General features: G+C 71.2%; 23 protein-coding genes. 15 read left to right on the top strand and 8 right to left on the bottom strand.

The features are described from left to right. Positions 1 to 17 precede the first annotated feature (17 nt). Positions 18 to 4,649 carry an NAD-glutamate dehydrogenase gene (locus tag BM145_RS12375; protein ID WP_093333948.1) on the top strand — a complete coding sequence of 1,544 codons (4,632 nt, stop codon included), beginning with the start codon at positions 18 to 20 and terminating at the stop codon, positions 4,647 to 4,649. A 103-nt stretch (positions 4,650 to 4,752) separates the two neighbouring features. Here the strand turns inward: BM145_RS12375 and BM145_RS12370 are convergent, their stop codons facing one another. From BM145_RS12370 to cobS, 6 genes are read right to left on the bottom strand one after another with little or no spacing between them, the layout of a single operon-like run. After that, positions 4,753 to 5,391: a hypothetical protein gene (locus BM145_RS12370; RefSeq protein WP_143090185.1), complete on the bottom strand. Its 639-nt coding sequence runs from the start codon at positions 5,389 to 5,391 to the stop codon at positions 4,753 to 4,755. Next, complete coding sequence (locus BM145_RS12365) at positions 5,388 to 5,660, bottom strand: ribbon-helix-helix domain-containing protein (RefSeq protein WP_245739311.1); 273 nt, start codon at positions 5,658 to 5,660, stop codon at positions 5,388 to 5,390. Before BM145_RS12365 ends, BM145_RS12370 begins: the two co-directional genes overlap by 4 nt. After that, entirely contained in the window at positions 5,661 to 7,484 is a 1,824-nt protein-coding gene (gene cobT / locus BM145_RS12360) for a cobaltochelatase subunit CobT (protein ID WP_093333946.1), read from the bottom strand. Further along, positions 7,484 to 7,870 carry a type II toxin-antitoxin system VapC family toxin gene (locus tag BM145_RS12355; protein ID WP_093333979.1) on the bottom strand — a complete coding sequence of 129 codons (387 nt, stop codon included), beginning with the start codon at positions 7,868 to 7,870 and terminating at the stop codon, positions 7,484 to 7,486. The genes cobT and BM145_RS12355 overlap by 1 nt, the downstream gene beginning before the upstream one ends. A 7-nt stretch (positions 7,871 to 7,877) precedes the next feature. Then, complete coding sequence (locus BM145_RS12350) at positions 7,878 to 8,156, bottom strand: type II toxin-antitoxin system Phd/YefM family antitoxin (RefSeq protein ID WP_218149660.1); 279 nt, start codon at positions 8,154 to 8,156, stop codon at positions 7,878 to 7,880. 47 nt (positions 8,157 to 8,203) lie between these two features. Beyond that, positions 8,204 to 9,208: a cobaltochelatase subunit CobS gene (gene cobS / locus BM145_RS12345; RefSeq protein ID WP_093333977.1), complete on the bottom strand. Its 1,005-nt coding sequence runs from the start codon at positions 9,206 to 9,208 to the stop codon at positions 8,204 to 8,206. Between the two features lie 138 nt (positions 9,209 to 9,346). Here cobS and BM145_RS12340 point away from each other — a divergent pair, with 138 nt between their 5' ends. Then, positions 9,347 to 9,703, top strand: coding sequence for a DUF1428 domain-containing protein (locus tag BM145_RS12340; protein ID WP_093333945.1), 357 nt, complete (start codon positions 9,347 to 9,349; stop codon positions 9,701 to 9,703). Positions 9,704 to 9,782: 79 nt separating this feature from the next. Further along, positions 9,783 to 10,265: a VOC family protein gene (locus tag BM145_RS12335; protein ID WP_093333944.1), complete on the top strand. Its 483-nt coding sequence runs from the start codon at positions 9,783 to 9,785 to the stop codon at positions 10,263 to 10,265. Positions 10,266 to 10,270: 5 nt separating this feature from the next. On the opposite strand, the gene BM145_RS12330 is transcribed toward BM145_RS12335, so the two are convergent. Beyond that, entirely contained in the window at positions 10,271 to 10,825 is a 555-nt protein-coding gene (locus BM145_RS12330) for a DnaJ domain-containing protein (RefSeq protein ID WP_177200203.1), read from the bottom strand. A 91-nt stretch (positions 10,826 to 10,916) separates the two neighbouring features. On the opposite strand from BM145_RS12330, the gene BM145_RS12325 reads away from it, so the two are divergent. The 7 genes from BM145_RS12325 to hisD all read left to right on the top strand — a co-directional run bounded on the left by BM145_RS12325 (position 10,917) and on the right by hisD (position 15,913). Beyond that, on the top strand, positions 10,917 to 11,201 hold the full coding sequence (locus BM145_RS12325) for a BolA family protein (RefSeq protein WP_093333942.1): 285 nt from the start codon (positions 10,917 to 10,919) through the stop codon (positions 11,199 to 11,201). A gap of 9 nt (positions 11,202 to 11,210) precedes the next feature. Then, on the top strand, positions 11,211 to 11,918 hold the full coding sequence (locus BM145_RS12320) for a glutathione S-transferase (protein ID WP_093333941.1): 708 nt from the start codon (positions 11,211 to 11,213) through the stop codon (positions 11,916 to 11,918). Positions 11,919 to 11,925: 7 nt separating this feature from the next. Then, the gene (locus BM145_RS12315) at positions 11,926 to 12,381 is read left to right on the top strand and encodes an NUDIX hydrolase (protein ID WP_093333940.1); all 456 of its coding nucleotides are present in this window, start codon (positions 11,926 to 11,928) and stop codon (positions 12,379 to 12,381) included. Then, on the top strand, positions 12,378 to 13,256 hold the full coding sequence (locus BM145_RS12310; RefSeq protein ID WP_093333939.1) for an alpha/beta fold hydrolase: 879 nt from the start codon (positions 12,378 to 12,380) through the stop codon (positions 13,254 to 13,256). The genes BM145_RS12315 and BM145_RS12310 overlap by 4 nt, the downstream gene beginning before the upstream one ends. A 114-nt stretch (positions 13,257 to 13,370) precedes the next feature. After that, positions 13,371 to 13,853: an RcnB family protein gene (locus tag BM145_RS12305; protein ID WP_093333938.1), complete on the top strand. Its 483-nt coding sequence runs from the start codon at positions 13,371 to 13,373 to the stop codon at positions 13,851 to 13,853. 69 nt (positions 13,854 to 13,922) lie between these two features. Continuing rightward, on the top strand, positions 13,923 to 14,621 hold the full coding sequence (hisG, locus tag BM145_RS12300) for an ATP phosphoribosyltransferase (protein WP_093333937.1): 699 nt from the start codon (positions 13,923 to 13,925) through the stop codon (positions 14,619 to 14,621). Next, positions 14,618 to 15,913: a histidinol dehydrogenase gene (gene hisD / locus BM145_RS12295; RefSeq protein ID WP_093333936.1), complete on the top strand. Its 1,296-nt coding sequence runs from the start codon at positions 14,618 to 14,620 to the stop codon at positions 15,911 to 15,913. The genes hisG and hisD overlap by 4 nt, the downstream gene beginning before the upstream one ends. Here hisD and BM145_RS12290 read toward each other — a convergent pair. After that, a complete protein-coding gene (locus tag BM145_RS12290; RefSeq protein ID WP_093333935.1) occupies positions 15,903 to 16,358 on the bottom strand; it encodes a hypothetical protein in 456 nt (151 codons plus the stop codon). The genes hisD and BM145_RS12290 overlap by 11 nt on opposite strands. A gap of 122 nt (positions 16,359 to 16,480) precedes the next feature. Here BM145_RS12290 and nusB point away from each other — a divergent pair, with 122 nt between their 5' ends. From nusB to BM145_RS12265, 5 genes are all read left to right on the top strand, one after another. Continuing rightward, the gene (gene nusB, locus BM145_RS12285; RefSeq protein WP_093333934.1) at positions 16,481 to 16,936 is read left to right on the top strand and encodes a transcription antitermination factor NusB; all 456 of its coding nucleotides are present in this window, start codon (positions 16,481 to 16,483) and stop codon (positions 16,934 to 16,936) included. A gap of 155 nt (positions 16,937 to 17,091) precedes the next feature. Beyond that, the gene (locus tag BM145_RS12280; protein ID WP_093333933.1) at positions 17,092 to 17,268 is read left to right on the top strand and encodes a DUF4169 family protein; all 177 of its coding nucleotides are present in this window, start codon (positions 17,092 to 17,094) and stop codon (positions 17,266 to 17,268) included. Further along, positions 17,265 to 18,167 (top strand): thiamine-phosphate kinase, encoded by a 903-nt coding sequence (thiL, locus tag BM145_RS12275; protein WP_093333932.1) that lies wholly within the window; start codon positions 17,265 to 17,267, stop codon positions 18,165 to 18,167. The genes BM145_RS12280 and thiL overlap by 4 nt, the downstream gene beginning before the upstream one ends. Positions 18,168 to 18,242: 75 nt before the next feature. Continuing rightward, positions 18,243 to 20,408, top strand: a complete 2,166-nt coding sequence (locus BM145_RS12270; protein WP_093333976.1) for a sodium-translocating pyrophosphatase — start codon at positions 18,243 to 18,245, stop codon at positions 20,406 to 20,408. A gap of 325 nt (positions 20,409 to 20,733) precedes the next feature. Further along, entirely contained in the window at positions 20,734 to 22,020 is a 1,287-nt protein-coding gene (locus BM145_RS12265) for a dicarboxylate/amino acid:cation symporter (protein ID WP_093333931.1), read from the top strand. Positions 22,021 to 22,088 lie beyond the last annotated feature (68 nt).

Below are 22,088 nucleotides of genomic sequence, written 5' to 3'. Positions count from 1 at the left end.
GCGTAGTGCCCCCGGCCATGGAGAAGGATAATATCGCCGCGCTGGCTCAGCGCCTGACCGTGGGCGCGCTGCCGGGCGAACTGCGCGACTTCGGCCCCGCCGAGGTGGAGGCCGCCGCCCGATTCGTCGCCACCGCGGCCGCCGCCCGCCGGCAGGGCGAGCCCGCCATCGCGCTGGAGCCGATCGCGTCCGACGACGTTCGCCGCCGGATGCGCGTGGCGATCGTCAACGACGACATGCCGTTCCTGGTCGATTCGGTCGCCGCGGCGATCACCGGGCAGGACATCGCGATCGACCGGATCATCCACCCCGTCGTGCCCGTCAGCCGCGACGCCGCGGGCGCGCTGCTCGCGATCGGTGAGGGCCCCTCCCGCGAATCGATGATCTACCTGGAAATGGAGCGCGCCGATGCGCGCGATCGGCGCGAGCTGATCGCGATGCTCGCTGCCGCGCTGGCCGACGTGCGGGCCGCCGTCGCCGACTGGGAGGCGCTGAAGCGCGCGCTGGGCCGCGACGCCGACGCGCTGTGGTCCGGCGAGGGCGCGGCGCTGCTCCGCTGGCTACTCGACGGCAAGATGACGCTGCTCGGCCACGAGACGTGGATCAAGGGGGCGGGGATCAACGGGGCGGGCACGCGCGAGGCGCTCGGCATCGCCCGCAACCCGCAGCCGCGCGCCATCCTGGCCGATCGCTCGAAACAGCTGGCGCTCGACTGGTTCGCGGCCGGCAACGCCGCGCCGCTGCTGCTCAAGTCCAACTTGGTCGCCGCCGTGCACCGCGCCGTGCCGCTCGACCTGGTGGTGATGCCGGTGATGGAGGCGGGCCAGGTCGCCGGGCTGTCGATCCACGCCGGGCTGTGGACCAGCGCCGCGCTCGCCGCCGGCCCACGCGAGGTGCCGCTGCTGCGCACCCGTCTCGCCGCGCTGGAGCAGAAGTTCGGCTTCGATCCGCGCGGCCATGCCGGCAAGGCGCTGACCCACGCCTTCACCGCCCTGCCCCACGATCTGGTCGTCGGCTTCGGCGAGGCGCAGCTGGAGGAGCTCGCGCTCACCGCCATGTCGCTGGCCGACCGGCCGCGCCCCGCGCTGGTGCTGGTCCGCTCCGCGCTCGGCCGCCACCTCTTCGCCTTCGTCTGGCTGCCCCGCGACGACGTGACCACCAGCCGCCGCGTCGCGATCGGCGCGATGCTGGAGGAGGCCGCCGACGCGCAACTCCTCAACTGGTCGATCGCGCTGGAGGACGGGCAGGTCGCGCTGATCCGCTACATGCTTGACCTGACCGAGGGCGACGCCCGCACGCTCGACGCCGCCGCGCTCGGCCAGCGGATCGAGCGCATGGTGCGCGGCTGGGAGCCGGAGGTCGAGGGCGCGCTTACCGACCTGGTGCCGCCCGCTCGCGCCACGCGGCTGGCGCTGCGCTGGGCCGGCGCCTTCCCGCAGAATTATCGCAACGTCTCCTCGCCGGCCGAGGCCGCCGCCGACGTGCTGCGCCTCGCCGCGCTGGAGACGCCCGAGGCGCGCGGCGTGCGCCTGATACCGGCCGAGCCCGGTGCCGATCGCCAGCTCAAGATCTACAAGCTGGCGGGCGCGCTCGCCTTGTCGGACGCGGTACCGGTGCTGGAGAATTTCGGCTTTCGGGTGATCGGCGAGCTGCCGACGCGCCTGCGTGACGGCGGCATGGGCGCGGGCGACGCGTTCGTCCACGACTTCGTGGTGGAAGGCGCCGCGCCTGACGGCATGGGCGCCGACGCCGACGCGGCCGTGCTGGAGGGCGCCATCGCCGCGGTGCTGGAGGGCGCGGCGGAGAACGACTCGTTCAACCGCCTGCTGGTCGAGGTCGGCCTGGCCCCGCGCGACGTGGTGCTGCTGCGCGCCTGGTTCCGCTACCTCCGCCAGGCGGGCCTCCCCTACGGTTTGACCACCGTGGTCGACGCGCTGCGCCGCGCGCCGGAGATGGCGCGCGCGCTGGTCGCCCGCTTCGCCGCCGCGCACGATCCCGCCTCCACGGCATCGGTCGAGCAGGCCGATGCCGCGATCACCGCCGGGCTCGACGCCGTCTCGGCGATCGACGACGACCGCATCCTGCGCAGCTTCGCCGGCCTGATCGCCGCCTGCCTGCGGACCAACGCCTATGCGCCCGCCGCGGCGGAGGCGCTGGCGTTCAAGCTCGACAGTTCGCTCGTCCCCGGCCTGCCCGCGCCGGTGCCGTGGCGCGAGATCTGGGTTTATAGCCCTCGGGTCGAGGGCATCCACCTGCGTGCCGGCCCTGTCGCGCGCGGAGGTCTCCGCTGGTCCGACCGGCGCGACGATTTCCGCACGGAGATCCTGGGGCTGATGAAGGCGCAGCGCGTCAAGAACGCGGTGATCGTTCCGACCGGCGCCAAGGGCGGCTTCTATCCCAAGCAGCTCCCCTCCCCCGCAATCGACCGCGACGCGTGGCTGGCCGAAGGCACCGAGAGCTACCGCATCTTCATCCGTACGCTGCTGTCGATCACCGACAACATCGTCGACGGCGCGGTCGTCCACCCGGACGGCGTCCGCATCCTCGACGGCGAGGACCCCTATTTCGTCGTCGCCGCCGACAAGGGCACAGCGACCTTCTCCGACGTGGCCAACGCCATCGCGCTCGATCGCGGCTTCTGGCTGGGCGACGCTTTCGCCAGCGGCGGCTCGGTCGGTTACGACCACAAGGCGATGGGCATCACCGCCAAGGGCGCCTGGGTCTCCGTCCAGCGCCACTTCGCCGAGCGGGGCACCGACGTGCAGACGGAAGCAATCACCGTCGTCGGCTGCGGCGACATGTCGGGCGACGTGTTCGGCAACGGCATGTTGCTGTCGGAGGAGATCAAGCTGGTCGCCGCATTCGACCACCGCCACATCTTCCTCGACCCCGATCCCGATCCGGCCGTCTCCTATGCCGAGCGCGCGCGCCTGTTCGCGCTGCCGCGGTCGTCCTGGGCGGATTATTCGGCGCCCCTGTCGGCGGGCGGCGGTATCCACAGCCGCGCCGCCAAGTCGATCGCGCTGACGCCGCAGGTGCAGGCCGCGCTGGGCATATCGGCGACCAGCCTGGAGCCCGCCGCGCTGATCTCCGCCATCCTCAAGGCGCCCGCCGACCTGCTCTGGTTCGGCGGCATCGGCACCTACGTGAAGGCCGCGGCGGAGAACAACGCCGCCGTCGGCGATCCCGCCAACGACCGCCTGCGCGTCGATGCCGAGCAGCTCCGCGTCGTCGCGATCGGCGAGGGTGCGAATCTGGGCGTCACCCAGGCCGCGCGCATCGCCTTCTCGGAAGCGGGCGGGCGCATCAACACCGACTTCATCGACAATTCGGCGGGCGTCGATTGTTCGGACAACGAGGTCAACATCAAGATCGCGCTCAATCGCGAGATGAACGAGGGCCGCTTGGCGGAGGCGGACCGCAACGTCCTTCTCGCCTCGATGACCGATGACGTCGCGCACCTCGTGCTGGAAGACAATCGCCTCCAGACGCTGGCGCTATCGATCGCCGAGGCGGGCGGCGCCGCCGCCATGCCCAGCTACGTCCGCGCGATCGAGATTTTCGAGGCGGCCGGGCGCCTCGACCGGCGCGTCGAGGGGCTGGCCGGCAACGACGATCTGCTACGCCGCGGCCAGGAGGGGATCGGTCTCACCCGGCCCGAACTCGCCGTGCTGCTCGCCACCGCCAAGCTCGCCGCACAGGACGCGATCGAGAACACCGACCTGGGTCTCGACCCGGCGCTGCTGCCCGATCTGCACGCCGCCTTCCCGCCCGCCATGCAGCAGGCGTTCCCGACCGCGATCGACGAGCATCGCCTGCGGGGCGAGATCGTCGCCACCAAGCTCGCCAACCGCCTCGTCAACCGGCTCGGCATCCTCGCGCCCGTCGAACTCGCCGAGGAGGAGGGCGTCGGCATGGCCGACATCGCCGCGATGTTCGTCGCGGCGGAACGGCTGTTCGACCTGCCCGCGCTGTGGACCGCGATCGAGACGCCCGCCATGCCCGAGCCGGCACGGCTGGCGCTGTTCCAGGAAGTCGCGCGGGCGGTGCGCAACCACCTCGCCGACCTCGTCCGCGTCGCGCCGCCGGGCACGCCGCCCGGCACGATCGTCGAGCGGCTGGGCCCCGGCATCGCCAAGCTCGATCGCCAGACCGACACGCTGCTGCTGGAGGAGGCGCGCACGCAGAGCGCGCGCATCGCCGATCAGCTCCGCCTCGTCGGCGCGCCCGACGACCTGGCGGCGCGCGTCGTGCGCCTGTTCGAACTCGACGGCGCCGTCGGTCTCGCCTCGCTCGGCGTGGAACTCGGCCTCGACGAGACGGTGCTGACCCGCGCCTACACCCGGCTCGGTGCCGCACTCGGTCTCGACTGGGCGCAGGCGGGCGCCGCGCGGCTCGCCCCCGCCGACCCGTGGGAACGGCTGCTCGTCGCCGGACTGGTCCGCGATTTCGAGCAGCTGCGGCTCGAATTCCTGACCCGCCGCGCCGGCAGCGATCCGCAGGGAGCGGTGGATTCCTGGCTCGCCGACAACGACGCTCGCGTCAGCCAGTTCAGGGCCTCGGTCGACCGCGCCCGCCACGCGCAGGCACCGAGCGCGCCGATGCTCGCGCAACTGTCGGGCCAGGCGAGGGTGCTGCTCGGGCGGTAGTCCTCCCCCGTCATGCCGGGCTTGTCCCGGCATCCAGAGCCAAGCGGCGCATCGTTGCAACTCTGGATGCCGGGACGAGCCCAGCATGACGATCGGGTCACTCTCAGCGTCGCGACTTCACCTCGCGCGAACGACGGATGATCCACCACAACGCGGCGGCAGCCACGAATATCGCGCCGAGCAGCGTCGCAGCCCGCACGCCGACGCTCAGCGGCGCCGCCGATGGCACCACCACTCCGCTCTGCCGAACCGCCGCTGCAGCCCCGGTGCCGCTGTCGTCGGCGACCTTCACCGCCGCGCCTGCATCGCCGAACGTCACCGTCCAATCGGGATGGCGCTGGCTCGGCCACTCGACCCCGCGCAGCGGCGCGGCGCCGCCGTACGGCCGCGCCCGCGCGATCACGCCCGCGAGCGGCTGCGCTCCCACGATCGCCTGCGTGCCGTCCCCCGCCCCCGCCCGCACGTCGAGCACGCGCGCCGTCGGCGGGTCGAGATAGACCTCGACGGCGGCGGTCGACACGATCACCGGCTCGTCCCCCGCCGGCAGCGCGAGCCGCGCCACCCGGTTGCCCCGCGGCGCCACGCTCCGCGCCGCCGCCACATAGGCCTCGGGCGGCAGCAGCGCGCGGCCACTCGTCGCGTAGCGGCCGGGATGGAACAGCCGGTCGGCCACTCCTGGCCCGACCATTGCCACGACGCCAAGCGACAGCGCGAGCACCAGCACCGCGATCCACCGTCTCACGACCCCGCCCCCGCATCTCGGGTCAGCTCGGCCAGCAGCCACGTCCGGATCGCACTCGCCAGGTTCGCCGGATCGGCCTCGCGGATACGCAACGCGTCGATCTCCGCCACCAGCGCCGACAACGGCAGCGCCCGCGCCTTGGCGGCCGTTTCCAGCGCCGACCAGAAACTTGGCTCCAGGCTGATCGAACTCTGGTGCCCCGCGATCGTCACCGATCGCTTGACCGGCCCGACGAAGCCGCCGGGCGGAGGATCGATCGCGGCCGGCACCTAGTCGACGTCGAACAGCGCCGCCAGCTGCTCGATGATCGTGCCGCCCAGCTGCTCGGCATCCATGATCGTCACGGCGCGGGCATAGTAGCGCGTCACGTCGTGGCCGATGCCGATCGCGATCAGCTCGACCGGCGACTTGGCCTCGATCCAGCCGATCACCTGGCGCAGATGCCGCTCCAGATAGCTGCCCGAATTGACCGACAGCGTCGAGTCGTCGACCGGCGCGCCGTCGGAGATCACCATCAGGATGCGCCGCTCCTCCGGCCGGCCGACCAGCCGCCCGTGCGCCCAGAGCAGCGCCTCGCCGTCGATATTCTCCTTCAGCAACCCCTCGCGCATCATCAGGCCGAGATTCTGGCGGCTGCGGCGATAGGGCTCGTCGGCCTTCTTGTAGACAATATGGCGGACGTCGTTGAGGCGGCCCGGCTGCGGCGGACGCCCGGCGGCGAGCCAGGTCTCGCGCGCCTGCCCGCCCTTCCACGCGCGCGTGGTGAAGCCGAGAATCTCGGTCTTCACCCCGCACCGCTCCAGCGTGCGCGCCAGGATGTCGGCGCTGATCGCCGCGATGCCGATCGGCCGCCCGCGCATCGAGCCCGAATTGTCGATCAGCAGCGTCACCACCGTGTCGCGGAAATCGGTCTCGCGCTCGACCTTGTAGCTGAGCGACTGTCCCGGCGAGGTGACGACGCGAGCGAGGCGCGCCGCGTCGAGCAGCCCCTCCTCTTGGTCGAAGTCCCAGCTCCGGTTCTGCTGCGCCATCAGCCGCCGCTGGAGCCGATTGGCGAGCTTCGACACCGCCGATTGCAGATGCGCGAGCTGCTGGTCGAGATAACCGCGCAGCCGCACCAGTTCGTCGGGGTCGCACAGGTCGGCGGCGGTCACCACCTCGTCGAACTGCGTCGTCCACGGCTTGTAGTCGAATTGCGGACCGGTGTCGGCGGGCGGTCGGTTGGGGCGCGTCGGCTGCATCCCCTCGTCGCCCTCCTCGCCGGGTTCGCCGTCGAGGTCGTCGGGCGATTCCTCGCCCTCGTCTTCCCCCTCGCCCTCGTCACCCTCCGCGTCGGTCGATTCGCCGCGCGCCTCGACCTCACCCTCGCCCTGGCCGCCCTCCTCCTCGTTCTGCTCGCCCTCGTCGGGAGTCTGCTCGTCCTCGCCCTCTTCTTCGGAGCCGCCCTCGTCGGCCTCCTGCGGCGGCGCGTCCGCCTCGATCAGCTCCAGGTCGGCGAGCATCCGCGTGGCGAGCGCCTGGAACGCGCGCTGGTCGTCGAGCGCCAGCGCCAGCGCCGACAGGTCCGCCCGCGCCGCCACCCAGTCGCGCACCAGCGCCAGCCCCGGCTGCGCCACCGCGGGCGACTCGCGCCCGGTCAGCGCCTCACGCGCCAGCAGGCCGAGCGCGGTCGACAACGGCACTTCGTCGAACGCGCGCGCCCGCGTCAGCGGATCGGCGCGCAGCCGCGTCTCCAGTGCATGATCGAGGTTGCCCGCGATCCCCTCGTACCCGCGGCTGCCCAGCGCCTCGACCCGCGCCGTCTCCACCGCGTCGAACACCGCGCGCGCCACCGGCTCGGCCGGCGCGGCGCGCGTGTGCAGTCCGGCGTCATGCAGCCGCAGCCGCAGTGCGAAGGAGTCGGCGAACCCGCGGGCCTCCGCCACCTGCTCGGGCGGCAGCGCGCGCGCCGGCATCGGCACTTTCAGATGCTTGCCCGACTGTGCCGGCGCGTCGGCGGTAAAGGCGAGTTCGACCTCCGGCTCGTCCGCTAGTGCTCGCGCCGCACCGCCGAGCACCGCCTTGAACCGATCCAGGGGTGTGTCAGTGGCCATTACCAGAGCAGCTCACAGCCAAGCGCGGCGAACTCGGGATCGCGGGTGACGACGACCAGATCCTGCGTCACCGCCTGTGCGGCAATCATCCGGTCGAAAGGGTCACCATGCCTACCTGGCAACAGGCCGGCGCGTAGACCATGGCGTTGGTCAATCGCGATCACACGAAATCCTTCTTCGGCGATGTCCAGTTCGTATCGATGCAACATGCCCGCCATCTCCGGCATCCCGCCAAGACGGACCTTCGTCGCGATCTCCCACGCCGACGCAGCACTGACGAATATCGTAGCATCCGGTTGCGAGATCGCCATGGTGGCGGGTCTGGAAAGACGATCGTCGTCCAGCAGCCACCAGACCAGCGCGTGGGTGTCCAGCAGCAGCCGCAACGACACGTCAGTGCCGATCCTCGTGCGTACCTTCCCACAAGGCGAGTTCCTCTTCAGGCAGAGGATCGAACCACACCGAGCTAGGAATGTGGCCGAGCAGGCCCTTCCAACGCCCAGGACGCCGCGGCTCGCCCGGTTGCAGCGGCAGCGGCATCAATCGCGCGTGCGGCTTGCCGTCCTTCGCGACGATGATCTCCTCGCCGGCATGGGCACGGTCGATAAGACGGGAAAACTGCGTCTTCGCCTCGTGCACGTTGAACATGTTCTGCGGATCGGCTTCGGCCATCGTTGCCACTCCCATCGTGGACTAAGTAACTTAGCCCACTCAATGCTTCAACCCCGCCGCGCCACGCTCTCGGGCAGGTCCTTGCCGAACACGCGCTGGTAATATTCCGCCACCAGCGACCGCTCCGCCTCGTCGCACTTGTTGAGGAAGCTCAGCCGGAACGCCATGCCGACGTCGCCGAAGATCAGCGCGTTCTGCGCCCAGGTGATGACCGTGCGCGGGCTCATCACGGTGGAGATATCGCCGTTGACGAAGCCCTTGCGCGTCAGGTCGGCGACGCGCACCATCTGCTCGACCGTCTTCTTGCCGTCCGGCTTGTCGTACTCGCCCGACTTGGCGAGCACGATCTGCGCCTCCACGGCGGCGGGCAGGTAGTTGAGCGTGACGACGATGTTCCAGCGGTCCATCTGCCCCTGGTTGATCTGCTGCGTGCCGTGATACAGGCCGCTGGTATCGCCCAGCCCCACCGTGTTGGCGGTGGCGAACAGGCGGAACCACGGGCTCGGCCGGATGACCCGGTTCTGGTCGAGCAGCGTCAGCTTGCCCTCCGTCTCCAGCACGCGCTGGATCACGAACATCACGTCGGGGCGGCCGGCGTCGTACTCGTCGAACACCAGCGCGGTCGGCGTCTGCAACGCCCAGGGGAGCAGCCCCTCGCGGAACTCCGTCACCTGCTGGCCGTCGCGCAGCACGATCGCGTCGCGGCCGACCAGGTCGATGCGGCTGATGTGTGCGTCCAAGTTGATGCGGATGCACGGCCATTTCAGCCGCGCCGCCACCTGCTCGATATGCGTCGACTTGCCGGTGCCGTGATAGCCCTGCACCATCACCCGCCGGTTGTGCGCGAAGCCCGCCAGCACCGCCAGCGTCGTGTCGTGGTCGAACACGTACGCCGGATCGAGATCCGGCACCCGCTCGTCTGCCTCGGAGAAAGCGGGCACCTCCATGTCGAGGTCGATGCCGAACAGGTCGCGCACCGACACCATCTTGTCGGGGGCGTCGAGGACGGTCGTCTCGCGGCTGTCCGGTTGCGTATTGGAAATATCGTTCATGGCCATGGCACCGAACGCCTTAGGCGACGAAACGTGCCGGACTCAACCACGCCTGCACGTTGACTTCATGCGCCGGGAGGAATCCCATGTTGCCCCGAGTCGCGGTGACGGCTGCCGGGTGCCCGAAGGAGAGAGACGATGACCTATGTCAGTGGTTTCGTGACCCCGGTCGAGCCGGCCCGGCGCGACGAGTACGTCGCCAGCGCGGAGAAGGCGTGGCCACTGTTCCGCGAATATGGTGCGATCCAGCACGTCGAGGCGTGGGGCGACAACGTTCCCGCCGGCGAGCGTACCGACTTCCGCCGCGCCGTCGACCTGCGCGACGGCGAGGTGGCGGTCTTCGCCTGGGTGATGTGGCCCGACAAGGCGACGGCCGACCGGTGCGAGGCATCGATGCAGACCGACGATCGCTGGCAGCAGATGGACATGCCCTTCGACGGCAAGCGCATGATCTACGGCGGCTTCAGCACGATCTTCGAGGCGCGCGCGGACTGATCGCGACCGGCAGGAGAGCGGAGATGACCCGGTTCACCGGCCTGCCGATCGGGCCGGCCGGGCCGCGTAGGGGAGTTGCATGATGGAAAAGCTGACCACCGTCCTCTGGTTCGATCATGGCGAGACGCGCCGGGCGGCGGAGTTCTACGCCTCGACCTTCCCCGACAGCCATGTCGGCGAGGCCGTGACCGCGCCGTCCGACTTCCCCGACGGCGCCGCGGGGTCGGAACTCGTCGTCAACTTCACCGTGCTCGGCCGCGCCTTCTCCGGTCTCAACGGCGGGCCGCAGTTCCAGCCCGACGAGGCGGTCAGCTTCATGGTGCTGACCGACGACCAGGCGGAGACCGACCGCTACTGGAACGCGATCGTGGACGGCGGCGGCGCGGCGAGCGCGTGCGGCTGGTGCCACGACCGCTGGGGCTTCCGCTGGCAGATAACCCCGCGCACGCTGATGGAGGCGTTGCTGGCGGGTGGCGGCGAGGCCAAACGCGCGTTCGACGCGATGTCGACGATGGGCAGGATCGACGTCGCCGCGATCGACGCCGCGCGCCGGAGCGCCTGACCCACTCAGGCGAAGGCGGGCGCCCCACGCAACTGCTGATAGGCGGCGATTACCTTCTGCAACTGCGCCTCGTGCCCGCGGTCGCCGCCGTTGCGATCGGGATGATAGCGACGGACCAGTTCGGAATAGCGTTTGCGCAGCGCCGTCCGGTCCGCGTCGGCGGCCAGGCCGAGCACGCGCAGGCTCTCGCGATCCTGGCCGGACAGCGGCTTGCCGTCCGGCCGATCGGTGGCCGGCTCCCGGCGATAGCGCGCCGCCAGCGCATCGAGCGGGTCGGAGAAGTCGGCCCAGCGCGGTGGCTGGTCGCCCGCACCGCCCCGCGCGAACGCCCGCGTCTCGCGCTCCCATCCCGCCAGCGGGCGCTGGGCGTGGTGGATCTCGTCCGCCGTCATGCCGTCGAAGAAATTGTAGCGGCTGTTGAACGCGCGCACGTGCTCCAGGCACATCCAGCGAAAATTGGGCGGGCCGCCCCCGTCTCCCGCACCCTCCAGCGGCGGTGCCCGGAACTCGCCCGCGGCGTCGCAGCCCGGCTCCGCGCACAACCGGCCGTTGGCCTCCACCCGGCCGTGGAAACGCGGGCTCGGCCGCCCTTTCTTCGCCTTGTCGTCCACTTCGTTCCCTGATGTTGCGAAAACCGGCTATATAGGCCCGATGACCCCGCCTTCCACCGAGCCGCTGGAGCAGACCATCGCGGATCGCCTGACCAGGGCGCTCAGCCCGTCGCGCCTCGTCGTGTCGAACGACAGCGCGCAGCACGCCGGCCACATGGGCGACGACGGCACCGGCGAAACGCATTTCAGCGTCGAGGTGGAGAGCGCCGCCTTTGCCGGCCTGTCGCGCGTCGCGCGGCAGCGGCTGGTCAACGCCGCGCTCGCCGACCTGCTCAGCACCCGCATCCACGCGCTCGCGATCAGCGCGCACCCGCCGGCCGATTAGGAGACACGCGTGGCGTACGACCTCTGGTACTGGCCGACCATCCCCGGCCGCGGCGAGTTCGTCCGCCTGGCGCTCGAGGCGGCCGGCATCGACTATCGCGATCGCGCGCGAGAGGAAGGCGCCGCCGCGCTGGTCGCCGATCTGGAGGAGCGCACCGCCCGCGCGCCGTTCGCACCGCCCTATCTCGCGCTGGAAGGGCTGGTGATCGCGCAGGTCGCCAACATCCTGATGTTCCTGGGCGAGCGTCACGGCCTCGGCCCCTCGTCGATGGCCGACCGGCTGTGGCTGAACGAGGTGCAGCTGACCATATCGGACCTGGTCGCGGAGGTGCACAACGTCCACCACCCCGTCGGCGTCGGCGCCTATTACGACGAGCAGAAGCCCGAGGCCGCCCGCGCCGCCGCGCCGTTCCGCGAGGAACGGCTGCCCAAATTCCTGCACTGGTTCGAGAAGGCGGTGACCTGCCACCCTGGCGACTGGCTGATCGACGGCCGCTGGACCTACGGCGACACCTCGCTGTTCCAGCTGGTCGAGGGGCTGCGGTACATGTTCCCGAAGCGCATGGCGACGCTGGAGCCCGATTATCCCGGCGTGATCCGCGTGCACGACATGGTCGCCGGCCTGCCCGGCGTCCGCGCCTATCGCAACAGCGACCGCGCGATCCCGTTCAACGAGGACGGCATCTTCCGCCACTACCCCGAACTCGACGCCGCGTGAACCCGGCATGACGACGTTGGGGATAAAGGCCCGCCGCCCCGCCGCGCGCATCCTGCTCGTCGACGGCCAGGGCCGCGTGCTGCTGTTCCGCTTTACCCCGTCCGACCGGCCGCCCTTCTGGGTCACCCCGGGCGGTGCGCTCGACGCGCACGAGACCTACGAGGCCGCCGCCCGCCGCGAGCTGCGCGAGGAGGTCGGCCTCGACCGCGACTGCGGCCCGCAGGTCGCGCGCCGAGAAGTCGAGTTCCTCACCATCGAGGGCGTCGAGGTCGTCGCCGACGAGCGCTATTTCCGCGTCGACGTCGACGCCTGCGACGTGGTCACCGCCGGCCATACCGACCTGGAGCGCCGGGTGATGTTCGGCTGGCGCTGGTTCGATCCCGCCGAGCTCGCCGACTGGCCCGAACCCGTCTACCCGATCGACCTGGCCGACCTGCTGGCCGCATCCCGGAGCCTGCCATGACCGACCTCACCCGCATCGCGCTTCCCACCGGCGTCGAGCTGGACGTGCAGATCGCGGGGCCGGAGGGCGCACCGGCCGTGTTCCTCCTCCACGGCTTCCCCGAATCGCACCGCACCTGGCGCGGCATCGTTCCCGACCTGGCGCGCGACCACCGCGCGATCGCCCCCGACCAGCGCGGCTATGCCGCCTCGTCCAAGCCCGCGAACGTCGCCGACTACGCGCCCGACCGGATCGTCGGCGACCTTCTCGCGCTCGCCGATCACTTGGGCGTCGACCGTTTCACGCTGGTCGGCCATGACTGGGGCGGCGCGGTCGCGTGGATGGCGGCGCTCGGCCGGCCCGACCGGGTCGAGCGGCTGGTGATCGTCAACGCGCCGCACCCGCTCGTCTTCCAGCGCTCGCTGTTCGACGACGCGGACCAGCGCGCCGCCAGCCAGTACATCACCCGCTTCCGCGACACCGGCATCGATCAGGGCCTGGTCGGCCAGGGCCTCGAACGCTTCCTCGCCACCAGCTTCGCGCAGCACACCGCCGGCGCGCTGCTCGGCGAGGACAAGGCCGCCTACCTCGCCGAATGGTCCCATCCCGGCGCGATGACGGCGATGCTCAACTGGTACCGCGCCTCGTCCATCGTCGTTCCCGCGCCCGGCGAGGACCCGCCTCGCCCCGCCTTCCTCGACGCGCCCTTCCCGCCCGTGACCCAGCCGACGCTGGTGATCTGGGGCACGGGCGACAAGGCGCTGCTGCCGGTACAGCTCGACGGCCTCGACGCGCTCGTCCCCGACCTGACGGTGGAGCGGGTCGACGCCGGCCATTTCGTGCCTTGGCAGAACCCGCAGGCCGTGATCGACGCGATGCGGCGCTGGGGCATCTGAGCCGGGCAGCGAACCTGTCTTTTCGCTGACGGCCGCATTCCCGCGCCGTTCAGCCGGACGGGTGCATCTGCGTGCCCATGCCGCCCCCGGCATCGCACCTGAAGGAGAGCAGTCATGCGCACGATCATCCTGGCCGCGCTCGCCGCCGCCACCGCCATCACCCCCGTCGCCGCCAGCGCGCAGAGCTACGGCGAGGCCCGCCGCAGCCAGCGCGAGGTGCGCGAGAGCCGGCGCGACCTCGCCGAAGCGAGCGCGTACGGCAGCCGCGGCGACATCCGCGAGGCCCGCCGCGAACTGCGCGATGACCGTCGCGAGGCGCGCCAGGACTGGCGCGACTATCGCCGCACGCACCGCGGCGTCTACACCCGCCCCGGCTACGCCGGCCCGCGCGGCTATCGCTATCGCCCGGTCGCCGTCGGCCACCGCTTCGCGCCCGCTTATTACGGCCGCGATTATTGGGTGAACGATTACGCGCGCTATCGCCTGCCGCGGCCGGGCTACGGCTATCAGCGCTGGGTCCGCTATGGCAACGACGTGGTGCTGGTGGACACGCGCAACGGTCGCACGCTGCAGGTCTACGACCGCTTCTTCTACTGATCCGTCGCGCAGGGGGCGGTCGCCGCGCGATTGCGCGCGGCCGTCCCCGTCCGTAAAGCCCGGCCATCCATGGCCACCCCCACTCCCACCAGCCCACTGGTCATCGCCGTTCCCAAGGGCCGCATCCTCGCCGAGGCGCTGCCCCTCCTCGCCCGTGCCGGCATCCATCCGGAGGCCGCGTTCGGCGACGAGAACAGCCGCGCGCTCCGCTTCGCCACCGACGATCCGGGCGTGGCGCTGATCCGCGTCCGCGCCTTCGACGTCGCGACCTTCGTCGCCCACGGCGCGGCGCAGATCGGCATTGTCGGCTCCGACGTGCTCGCCGAATTCGCCTATTCCGAACTCTACGCGCCGGTGGATCTCGGCATCGGTCACTGCCGCCTGTCCGTTGCGGAGCCCGCCGCGCTCGCCTCGCGAGATGATCCGCGCGGGTGGAGCCACGTCCGCGTCGCGACCAAATACCCGCACGTCACCGCCGCCCATTTCGCGCGCCGCGGGGTTCAGGCGGAATGCGTCAAGCTCAACGGCGCGATGGAACTCGCCCCCACGCTCGGCCTGGCACCGCGCATCGTCGACCTCGTCTCCTCGGGCCGCACGCTCCGGGAGAACGGCCTGGTCGAGGTGGAGGAGATCATGCAGGTCACAAGCCGCCTGGTCGTCAACCGCGCCGCGATGAAGACCAGGGCGGACGTGGCCGCGCTGGTGGAGGCGTTCCGACGGGCGGTCGGCCACCACTCTCCCCTCTCTGCAAGGGAGGGAGTGAAGTGATCCGCCTCTCCGCCTCCACCCCCGACTTCGCGGAAGCCTTCGCCGCCCTCGTCGACGATCGCCGCGAATCCGCCGCCGACGTGTCCCGCGACGTTGCCGTGATCATCGCCGACGTCCGCCGGCGCGGCGCCGAGGCGGTCCGCGACCTCACCCACCGCCTCGACGGCCACGATCTCGACCAATCCGGATGGCGCATCGATCCCGCCGACTGCGCCGCCGCCTACGAGGCGCTGGAGCCCGGCCTGCGCACCGCGCTCGATCTCGCCGCCGCCCGCATCCGCGCCTATCACGAGCGCCAGCGGCCCGCCGACAGCGACTATACCGACGCCGCGGGCGTCCGCCTCGGCGCGCGCTGGACGCCGGTCGACGCGGCGGGCCTCTACGTCCCCGGCGGCCGCGCGGCCTATCCCTCGTCGCTGCTGATGAACGCCATCCCCGCCAAGGTCGCGGGTGTCGGGCGGCTGGCGATGGTCACGCCGACGCCGAACGGCCGGATCAACCATCTCGTCCTCGCCGCCGCGCACCTCGCGGGCGTGGACGAGGTGTGGCGGATCGGCGGCGCACAAGGGGTCGCCGCGCTCGCCCACGGCGCCGGCGACCTGCTGCCCGTCGACGTCGTCACCGGCCCCGGCAACGCCTGGGTGGCGGAGGCCAAGCGCCAGCTCTACGGCGTCGTCGGCATCGACATGGTCGCCGGCCCGTCGGAGATCGTCGTCGTCGCCGACGCGAAGAACGATCCCGAGTGGATTGCCGCCGATCTGCTCAGCCAGGCCGAGCACGACACCGTCACCCAGTCGATCCTGTTCACCGACGACGCCGCGTTCGCCGACGCCGTCACCGCCGCCGTCGACCGCCAGCTCGCGACCCTCGCCACCGGCACCGTCGCGCGCGCCGCCTGGGACACCAACGGCGCGGTGATCGTGGTCGACCGCCTCGCCGACGCCTGCCCGCTGATCGATCGCCTCGCCCCCGAGCACCTCCAGCTCGCCGTCGACGACCCGCAGTCCTTGTTCGACAGGGTACGCCACGCCGGCAGCGTCTTTCTCGGCCGCCACACGCCGGAGGCGATCGGCGATTACGTCGCCGGCCCCAACCACGTCCTCCCCACCGGCCGCCGCGCCCGCTTTGCCAGCGGCCTGTCGGTGCTCGATTTCATGAAGCGGACGAGCTTTCTCGGCTTGGACGAGACCGCGCTGGCCGAACTCGGCCCCGCCACCGTCGCGCTGGCCGAGGCGGAGGGGCTGCCCGCCCACGCCCGCTCCGTCGCGCTCAGGCTGCGGCTCAACCGCTAACGCGCACGATGGACCGCCGGGTGCGCTCCGTCCCGTCCAGCAGCATCTCCACGTCGCACCGCTCGCGCGCGACGTGCTGCGCCAGCCGGTCGGCCAGGGCGATCACCGCCGCCGCGTAATCCGCCCAGCACGCGTGGATCGCCTCGCCCGTCCACAAGGCGACGTGCCGCTGGTAATCCTCGCCCGCCGCGACGCACCGCTCCTTCATTCCGCGGGCCAGATCGGCGCGGCGCGCATCGCCCCGGACGATGGCGGGATCGAAGATCTCGACGTGCTTGAACAGCTGATACTCGCGCAGCATCCGCATCAGCACCCAGCGCTGCTTGGCCAGATGCGGCTGCGCGCCGCGCCCGTCGCTGCGGAGCCGGCGGCGACTGTCGTCGACCTGCGCCATGATGGCGCGCTGATGGTCGGCGAGGCGAGCGAGGGCGAAGCGCGTTTCCATGCCAACGACTTGGGAAATCGGCGTTAGCGCAACGTTACCGAACCAGAATGACGGTCGAAACCCGCGTCCTCGGACCACATCGGGGTGACGCGCGCGCGGTTGCGCCCTACAGGCTGCTTCCCATGTCCCGTAACGCTACCCGTACCACCGCGCGTGCCGCCGCGCGCCTCGCCGCCGTCCAGGCGCTCTACCAGCGCGACATGGAAGCGACCCCGATCCCCGCGCTGCTCCACGAATTTCACCATCACCGCATCGGCGCGACCATCGAGGACGTCGAATATGCCGACGCCGACGTCGATTTCTTCGACGATCTGGTGAAGGGTGCCGACGCGCGCACCGGCGAGATCGACCGGCTGATCGAGGCGAAGCTCGCCACCGGCTGGACGCTCGCCCGCCTCGACAAGCCGATGAAGGCGATCCTGCGCGCCGGCAGCTACGAACTGCTCGCGCGCAAGGACGTGCCGGTCGGCGCGGTCATCAGCGAATATGTCGACGTCGCCCACGCCTTCTACGAGAAACGCGAGTCCGGCTTCGTCAACGGACTGCTCGACGCCATCGCCAAAGATGCCCGCGGCTGACCGCTCCCGTCCTCCCCAAGCTTTGCTTGGGGAGGGGGACCGCTCGCCGCAGGCGAGTGGTGGAGGGGCAAGGCCGCAAGCGCCACGCTTCCGGCCTGCCCCTCCACCATACTGCGCATGGTCCCCCTCCCCGAGCAAGCTCGGGGAGGACTAGAATGGCCGAGATCGTGAACCTGCGGCGCGCCCGAAAGGTCAAGGCGCGCGCCACCGCGGAGAAGCAGGCCGCCGCCAACCGCGCCGCCTTCGGCCGCACCCGCGCCGAGAAGGCGCAGGACGCCGCCGAGCGCACCCGCGTCGACACGACGCTCGACGGTGCCCGGCGCGACCCGTGACCGAAGCCGAGTTCCTCGCCGCCCTCCGGCAACTTCCCCTTCACCCCGGCGCCCGCGGCCTCGCCGACGACGCCGCGCTGGTCGCCGGCCTCGTCGTCACCACCGATACGCTAGTCGAGGGCGTCCATTACCTGCCCAGCGACCCGCCCCAGGACGTCGCCTGGAAGCTCGTCGCGGTGAACCTGTCCGACCTCGCCGCCAAGGGCGCGGTGCCGGAGGGCGTGCTCCTCAACCTGCCCCTCGGCGGCGAGGCGTGGGACCGACCCTTCCTCGCCGGCCTCGCCGAGATCCTGCACGCCTACGACGTCCCGCTGATCGGCGGCGACACCGTCTCGCTGCCCGCGGGCGCGCCCCGCGTCCTCACCTGCACCGCGATCGGCCGTGATGCCGCCGCCCCGCTCCGCAGCGGCGCGCGCGCCGGCGACGCGTTGTGGGTCACCGGCACGATCGGCGACGCGGGCCTCGGCCTCGCGGTCGCCCGCGACGGCGAGGGCCCGGCCGCGCTCCTCGCCGCCTATCGCCGCCCGCTGCCGCGCCTGGACGAGGGCCGCGCGCTCGCCCCCCACGTCCACGCCATGGCCGACGTGTCCGACGGCCTGCTGATCGACGCCGCGCGGATGGCCGCGGCGAGCGGTCTCGCGGCCCGGATCGACCTTGCCGCCGTTCCCCTCTCCCCGCACGCGCCCGCCGATCGCCCCGGCCGCCTCGCCGCGGCGACCGCGGGCGACGACTATCAGTTGCTCTTCGCCGCTCCCGCCGGCTGGACGCCGCCCGTGCCCGCCACCGGCATCGGCCGCTTCGCCGCCGGCACCGGCATCGCGCTGGTCGACGGCGACGAGGCCGTCCCTCTGCCCCCGCTGCTCGGCTTCGAGCACGCTTGCATCGCGCGCCTCCCCTGATAGCCTCCCCGAATCGCGCGTGACGACATCGGCGGAGCAACCGCCGGGCGCCCGCGCATCAGGAGGAGGATGAGCATGACGAGTGTCTACCTCGCCATGATCTGCGGCGTCATCGCCGTGATCTACGGCATCGTCACCAGCGGCCAGGTGCTGCGCCAGTCGCCCGGCGACGCCCGCATGCAGGACATCGCCGCCGCCATCCAGGAGGGGGCCAAGGCCTATCTCGGGCGGCAGTACACCACCATCGCGATCGTCGGCGTCGTCGTCGCGGTCGTGCTCTTCCTCACTTTGGGCGTCCTCTCCACCACCGGCTTCGTGATCGGCGCGGTGCTGTCGGGCGTCGCCGGCTACGTCGGCATGAACATCTCGGTGCGCGCCAACGTGCGCACGGCGGAGGCAGCGCGCACCTCGCTCCAAGGCGGGCTCACCACCGCCTTCCGCTCGGGCGCCGTCACCGGCATGCTGGTCGCCGGCCTCGGCCTGCTGTCGATCGCCGTCTTCTTCTGGTACCTGACCGGGCCGTCCGGCCTCGCCCCCAACGACCGCGAGATCGTCGAGGCGCTGACCGCCCTGGCGTTCGGCGCGTCGCTGATCTCGATCTTCGCGCGGCTCGGCGGCGGCATCTTCACCAAGGCGGCCGACGTCGGCGCCGATCTCGTCGGCAAGGTCGAGGCCGGCATTCCGGAGGACGATCCCCGCAATCCCGCCGTGATCGCCGACAATGTGGGCGACAATGTCGGCGACTGCGCCGGCATGGCCGCCGACCTGTTCGAGACCTACGTCGTCACGCTCGGCGTCACCATGATCTCGATCGCCCTGCTGATCCAGGCGGACCCGGCCGAGCTGATGCGGCTGATGAGCCTGCCGCTGATCGTCGGCGGCGTCTGCATCGTCACCTCCATCATCGGCACCTACGCCGTGCGCCTCGGCCGCGGCAGCATCATGGGCGCGCTCTACAAGGGGTTCTTCACCTCGGCGATCCTGTCGATCCCCGCGATCTGGTTCGCCAGCACGCTGGTGCTCGGCGATCTCGGCGCGACGATCGGCGGGGCGGGCTTCCTTGCGCCCGGCACCGGCGCGATCACCACCGACATGGTGCCCGCCGCCCCAGCCGTGGGCGGCACCGGCTTCACCGGGCTCGACCTGTTCTGGTGCATGATGGTGGGCCTGGTCGTCACCGGCCTGCTGGTGTGGATCACCGAATATTACACCGGCACCAACCACCGCCCGGTCCGCTCCATCGCCAAGGCGTCGGAGACGGGCCACGGCACCAACGTCATCCAAGGCCTGGCGATCAGCCTGGAGGCGACCGCGCTGCCGACGCTCGTCATCGTCGTCGCGGTGATCGCCGCCTATCAGCTCGCCGGCATCATCGGCATCGCCTTCGCCGCCACCGCGATGCTGGCGCAGGCGGGCATGGTCGTCGCGCTCGACGCCTACGGTCCCGTCACCGACAATGCCGGCGGCATCGCCGAGATGGCGGAACTGCCGCACGAGGTGCGCGAGCGCACCGACGCGCTCGACGCGGTCGGCAACACCACCAAGGCGGTGACCAAGGGCTACGCGATCGGCTCCGCCGGGCTCGCCGCGCTGGTGCTGTTCGGGGCCTATACGACCGACCTCGCCACCTATTTCCCCGACCTCACCGTCGATTTCAGCCTGTCCAACCCGTACGTCATCGTCGGGCTGCTGCTCGGCGCGCTCCTGCCCTACCTGTTCGGCGCGTTCGGCATGACCGCGGTCGGCCGCGCGGCGGGCGCGGTGGTGGAGGAGGTGCGCGGTCAGTTCCGCGACAATCCCGGCATCATGCAAGGGACCAGCCGCCCCAATTACGGCCGCACCGTCGACCTCGTCACCCGCGCCGCGATCAAGGAGATGATCGTCCCCTCGCTGCTGCCGGTGGCCAGCCCGATCGCGCTCTACTTCGTCATCACCGCCGTCGCGGGGCAGGCCTCCGGCTTCGCCGCGCTCGGCGCGATGCTGCTGGGCGTCATCGTCTCCGGCCTGTTCGTCGCCTTGTCGATGACGTCGGGAGGCGGCGCCTGGGACAATGCCAAGAAATATATCGAGGACGGCAATCACGGCGGCAAGGGATCGGAGGCGCACAAGGCCGCGGTCACCGGCGACACCGTGGGCGACCCGTACAAGGATACGGCGGGCCCGGCGGTGAACCCGATGATCAAGATCACCAACATCGTCGCGCTGCTGCTGCTGGCAGCCTTGGCTGGCAGCGGCTCCTAGAGCAGCGCCACGGCCGGCGGACCGTGCGGGACCAGCTCCCGCCCGTCCGCCGGGCCCTAGCGCCCGCGCCGCGAGCGCTGGGTACCGATCATCGTTCCCGCAGCGGACATCCCGGCGGCAGCCGGATCACCGAAATACTTTACGTCCACCCCGGCGCAGGCCGGGCCCCAGGTGGAATGACCGTCTTAGATTGCCGTGACTGTTGCCCAACTGGACCCCGGCCTGCGCGGAGATACAGGCTTGTTCTGCTCGATCTTGGCCAAGGGAAGGATGCAAAACGCCTCGCCCGCGTGACGCTGTGGCTAGGGTACGATAGCCTCGCCTGATGAGCGACGCCGATACCACTCCCAACCCAAGCCGCTTCCCCCTCCACCTCCAGATGCTCGCCGGCTTCGCGATCGGCCTTGCCGCCGGTCTGGTCGTCAACCTCACCGCCGGCGGCGCGCCCTGGATCGCGACCGTCACCACCTACGTCACCGGCCCGATCGGTCAGATTTTCCTACGCCTGCTGTTCATGCTCGTCCTGCCGCTGCTCTTCGCCGCGCTGGTCACCGGCGTGGCGGAGATGGGCGACCTCGCCGCGCTCAAGCGGGTGGGCTCGCGTACGCTCGCCTACACCTTCGTCCTGTCGGGCGTGTCGGTCGTCCTCGGCCTCGCCGTCGTTCACCTGATCCGCCCGGGCGAGGGCGTCGATCCGGCCCAGGCGCGCGCGCTCCTCGCCCAGGCGTCGGGCGGCGCCGCCGCGATCGTCGCACAGGGGCGCGGGAGCCCCGGCGCGCTCGACCAGCTCCTCGCCATCGTGCCCGCCAATGTCGTCCGGGCCGCCGCCGACAACGACATCCTGGCGGTGATGGTGTTCGCGCTGGCGATCGGCATCGGCGTGGTGGTGACCGGCAAGGACAAGGTGCAGCCGCTGCTCGACACGATCGACGGGCTGCTGGAGGTGACGATGACGCTGATCGGCCTCGTCATCCGCCTGGCACCGATCGCGGTCGCCTGCTTCATGTTCAACCTCGCCGCGCTGTTCGGGGTGGAGATCGTCGTCCGCCTCGGCTGGTACGTCGCCACGGTGCTCGCGGCACTGCTGATCCAGCTGGTCGTCGTCTACGGCATCGCCGTGCGCGTCGCCGGCGGCATGAACCCGCTCGCCTTCTTCCGGGGGGTGCAGGAGGCGATGGTGATGGCCTTCTCCACCGCCTCGTCCAACGCCACGCTCCCCACCTCGTTGCGCGTCGCCGAGCATCAGCTGAAGCTGCCGCGCAAGGTCTCCCGCTTCGTGCTGACGATCGGCGCCACCGCCAACCAGAACGGCACCGCCATCTTCGAGGGCATCACCGTCCTCTTCCTGGCGCAGTTCTTCGGCGTCGACCTCGGGCTCGGCCAGCAGGCGATGGTGATGCTGGTCTGCATCATGGGCGGCATCGGCACCGCCGGCGTTCCCGCCGGCTCGCTGCCGGTGATCGCCCTGATCCTGGGCACCGTCGGCGTGCCCCCCGCCGCGATCGGCCTGATCCTGGGCGTCGACCGCTTCCTCGACATGTGCCGCAGCACACTCAACGTGACCGGCGACCTCGCCATCGCGACGATGGTCGCGCACGGGGCGAAGGACTAGCGCCCATCGACACTCAGCCTTTCTGCGTCCCCGGCAAAGGCCGGGGCACAGGTGGAAAGGCCTTCATG

It is taken from the genome of Sphingomonas rubra (genome assembly GCF_900115745.1).
Taxonomy (GTDB): domain Bacteria; phylum Pseudomonadota; class Alphaproteobacteria; order Sphingomonadales; family Sphingomonadaceae; genus Sphingomonas; species Sphingomonas rubra.
Note: the sequence above shows the minus strand (reverse complement) of the source record. Positions and strands in the feature narration are given on the sequence as shown.

Bases quoted from the DNA above. Each gene is read 5' to 3' on its own strand.
- BM145_RS12375 (WP_093333948.1), top strand. From the start codon at position 18: ATGGAGAAGGATAATATCGCCGCGCTGGCTCAGCGCCTGACCGTGGGC.
- BM145_RS12265 (WP_093333931.1), top strand. From the start codon at position 20,734: ATGAGCGACGCCGATACCACTCCCAACCCAAGCCGCTTCCCCCTCCAC.
- BM145_RS12335 (WP_093333944.1), top strand. From the start codon at position 9,783: ATGATGGAAAAGCTGACCACCGTCCTCTGGTTCGATCATGGCGAGACG.
- cobS (WP_093333977.1), bottom strand. From the start codon at position 9,208: ATGAACGATATTTCCAATACGCAACCGGACAGCCGCGAGACGACCGTC.
- BM145_RS12270 (WP_093333976.1), top strand. From the start codon at position 18,243: ATGACGAGTGTCTACCTCGCCATGATCTGCGGCGTCATCGCCGTGATC.
- BM145_RS12280 (WP_093333933.1), top strand. From the start codon at position 17,092: ATGGCCGAGATCGTGAACCTGCGGCGCGCCCGAAAGGTCAAGGCGCGC.
- BM145_RS12350 (WP_218149660.1), bottom strand. From the start codon at position 8,156: ATGGCCGAAGCCGATCCGCAGAACATGTTCAACGTGCACGAGGCGAAG.
- BM145_RS12310 (WP_093333939.1), top strand. From the start codon at position 12,378: ATGACCGACCTCACCCGCATCGCGCTTCCCACCGGCGTCGAGCTGGAC.
- hisG (WP_093333937.1), top strand. From the start codon at position 13,923: ATGGCCACCCCCACTCCCACCAGCCCACTGGTCATCGCCGTTCCCAAG.
- BM145_RS12325 (WP_093333942.1), top strand. From the start codon at position 10,917: ATGACCCCGCCTTCCACCGAGCCGCTGGAGCAGACCATCGCGGATCGC.
- BM145_RS12290 (WP_093333935.1), bottom strand. From the start codon at position 16,358: ATGGAAACGCGCTTCGCCCTCGCTCGCCTCGCCGACCATCAGCGCGCC.
- BM145_RS12315 (WP_093333940.1), top strand. From the start codon at position 11,926: ATGACGACGTTGGGGATAAAGGCCCGCCGCCCCGCCGCGCGCATCCTG.
- BM145_RS12340 (WP_093333945.1), top strand. From the start codon at position 9,347: ATGACCTATGTCAGTGGTTTCGTGACCCCGGTCGAGCCGGCCCGGCGC.
- nusB (WP_093333934.1), top strand. From the start codon at position 16,481: ATGTCCCGTAACGCTACCCGTACCACCGCGCGTGCCGCCGCGCGCCTC.
- BM145_RS12305 (WP_093333938.1), top strand. From the start codon at position 13,371: ATGCGCACGATCATCCTGGCCGCGCTCGCCGCCGCCACCGCCATCACC.
- cobT (WP_093333946.1), bottom strand. From the start codon at position 7,484: ATGGCCACTGACACACCCCTGGATCGGTTCAAGGCGGTGCTCGGCGGT.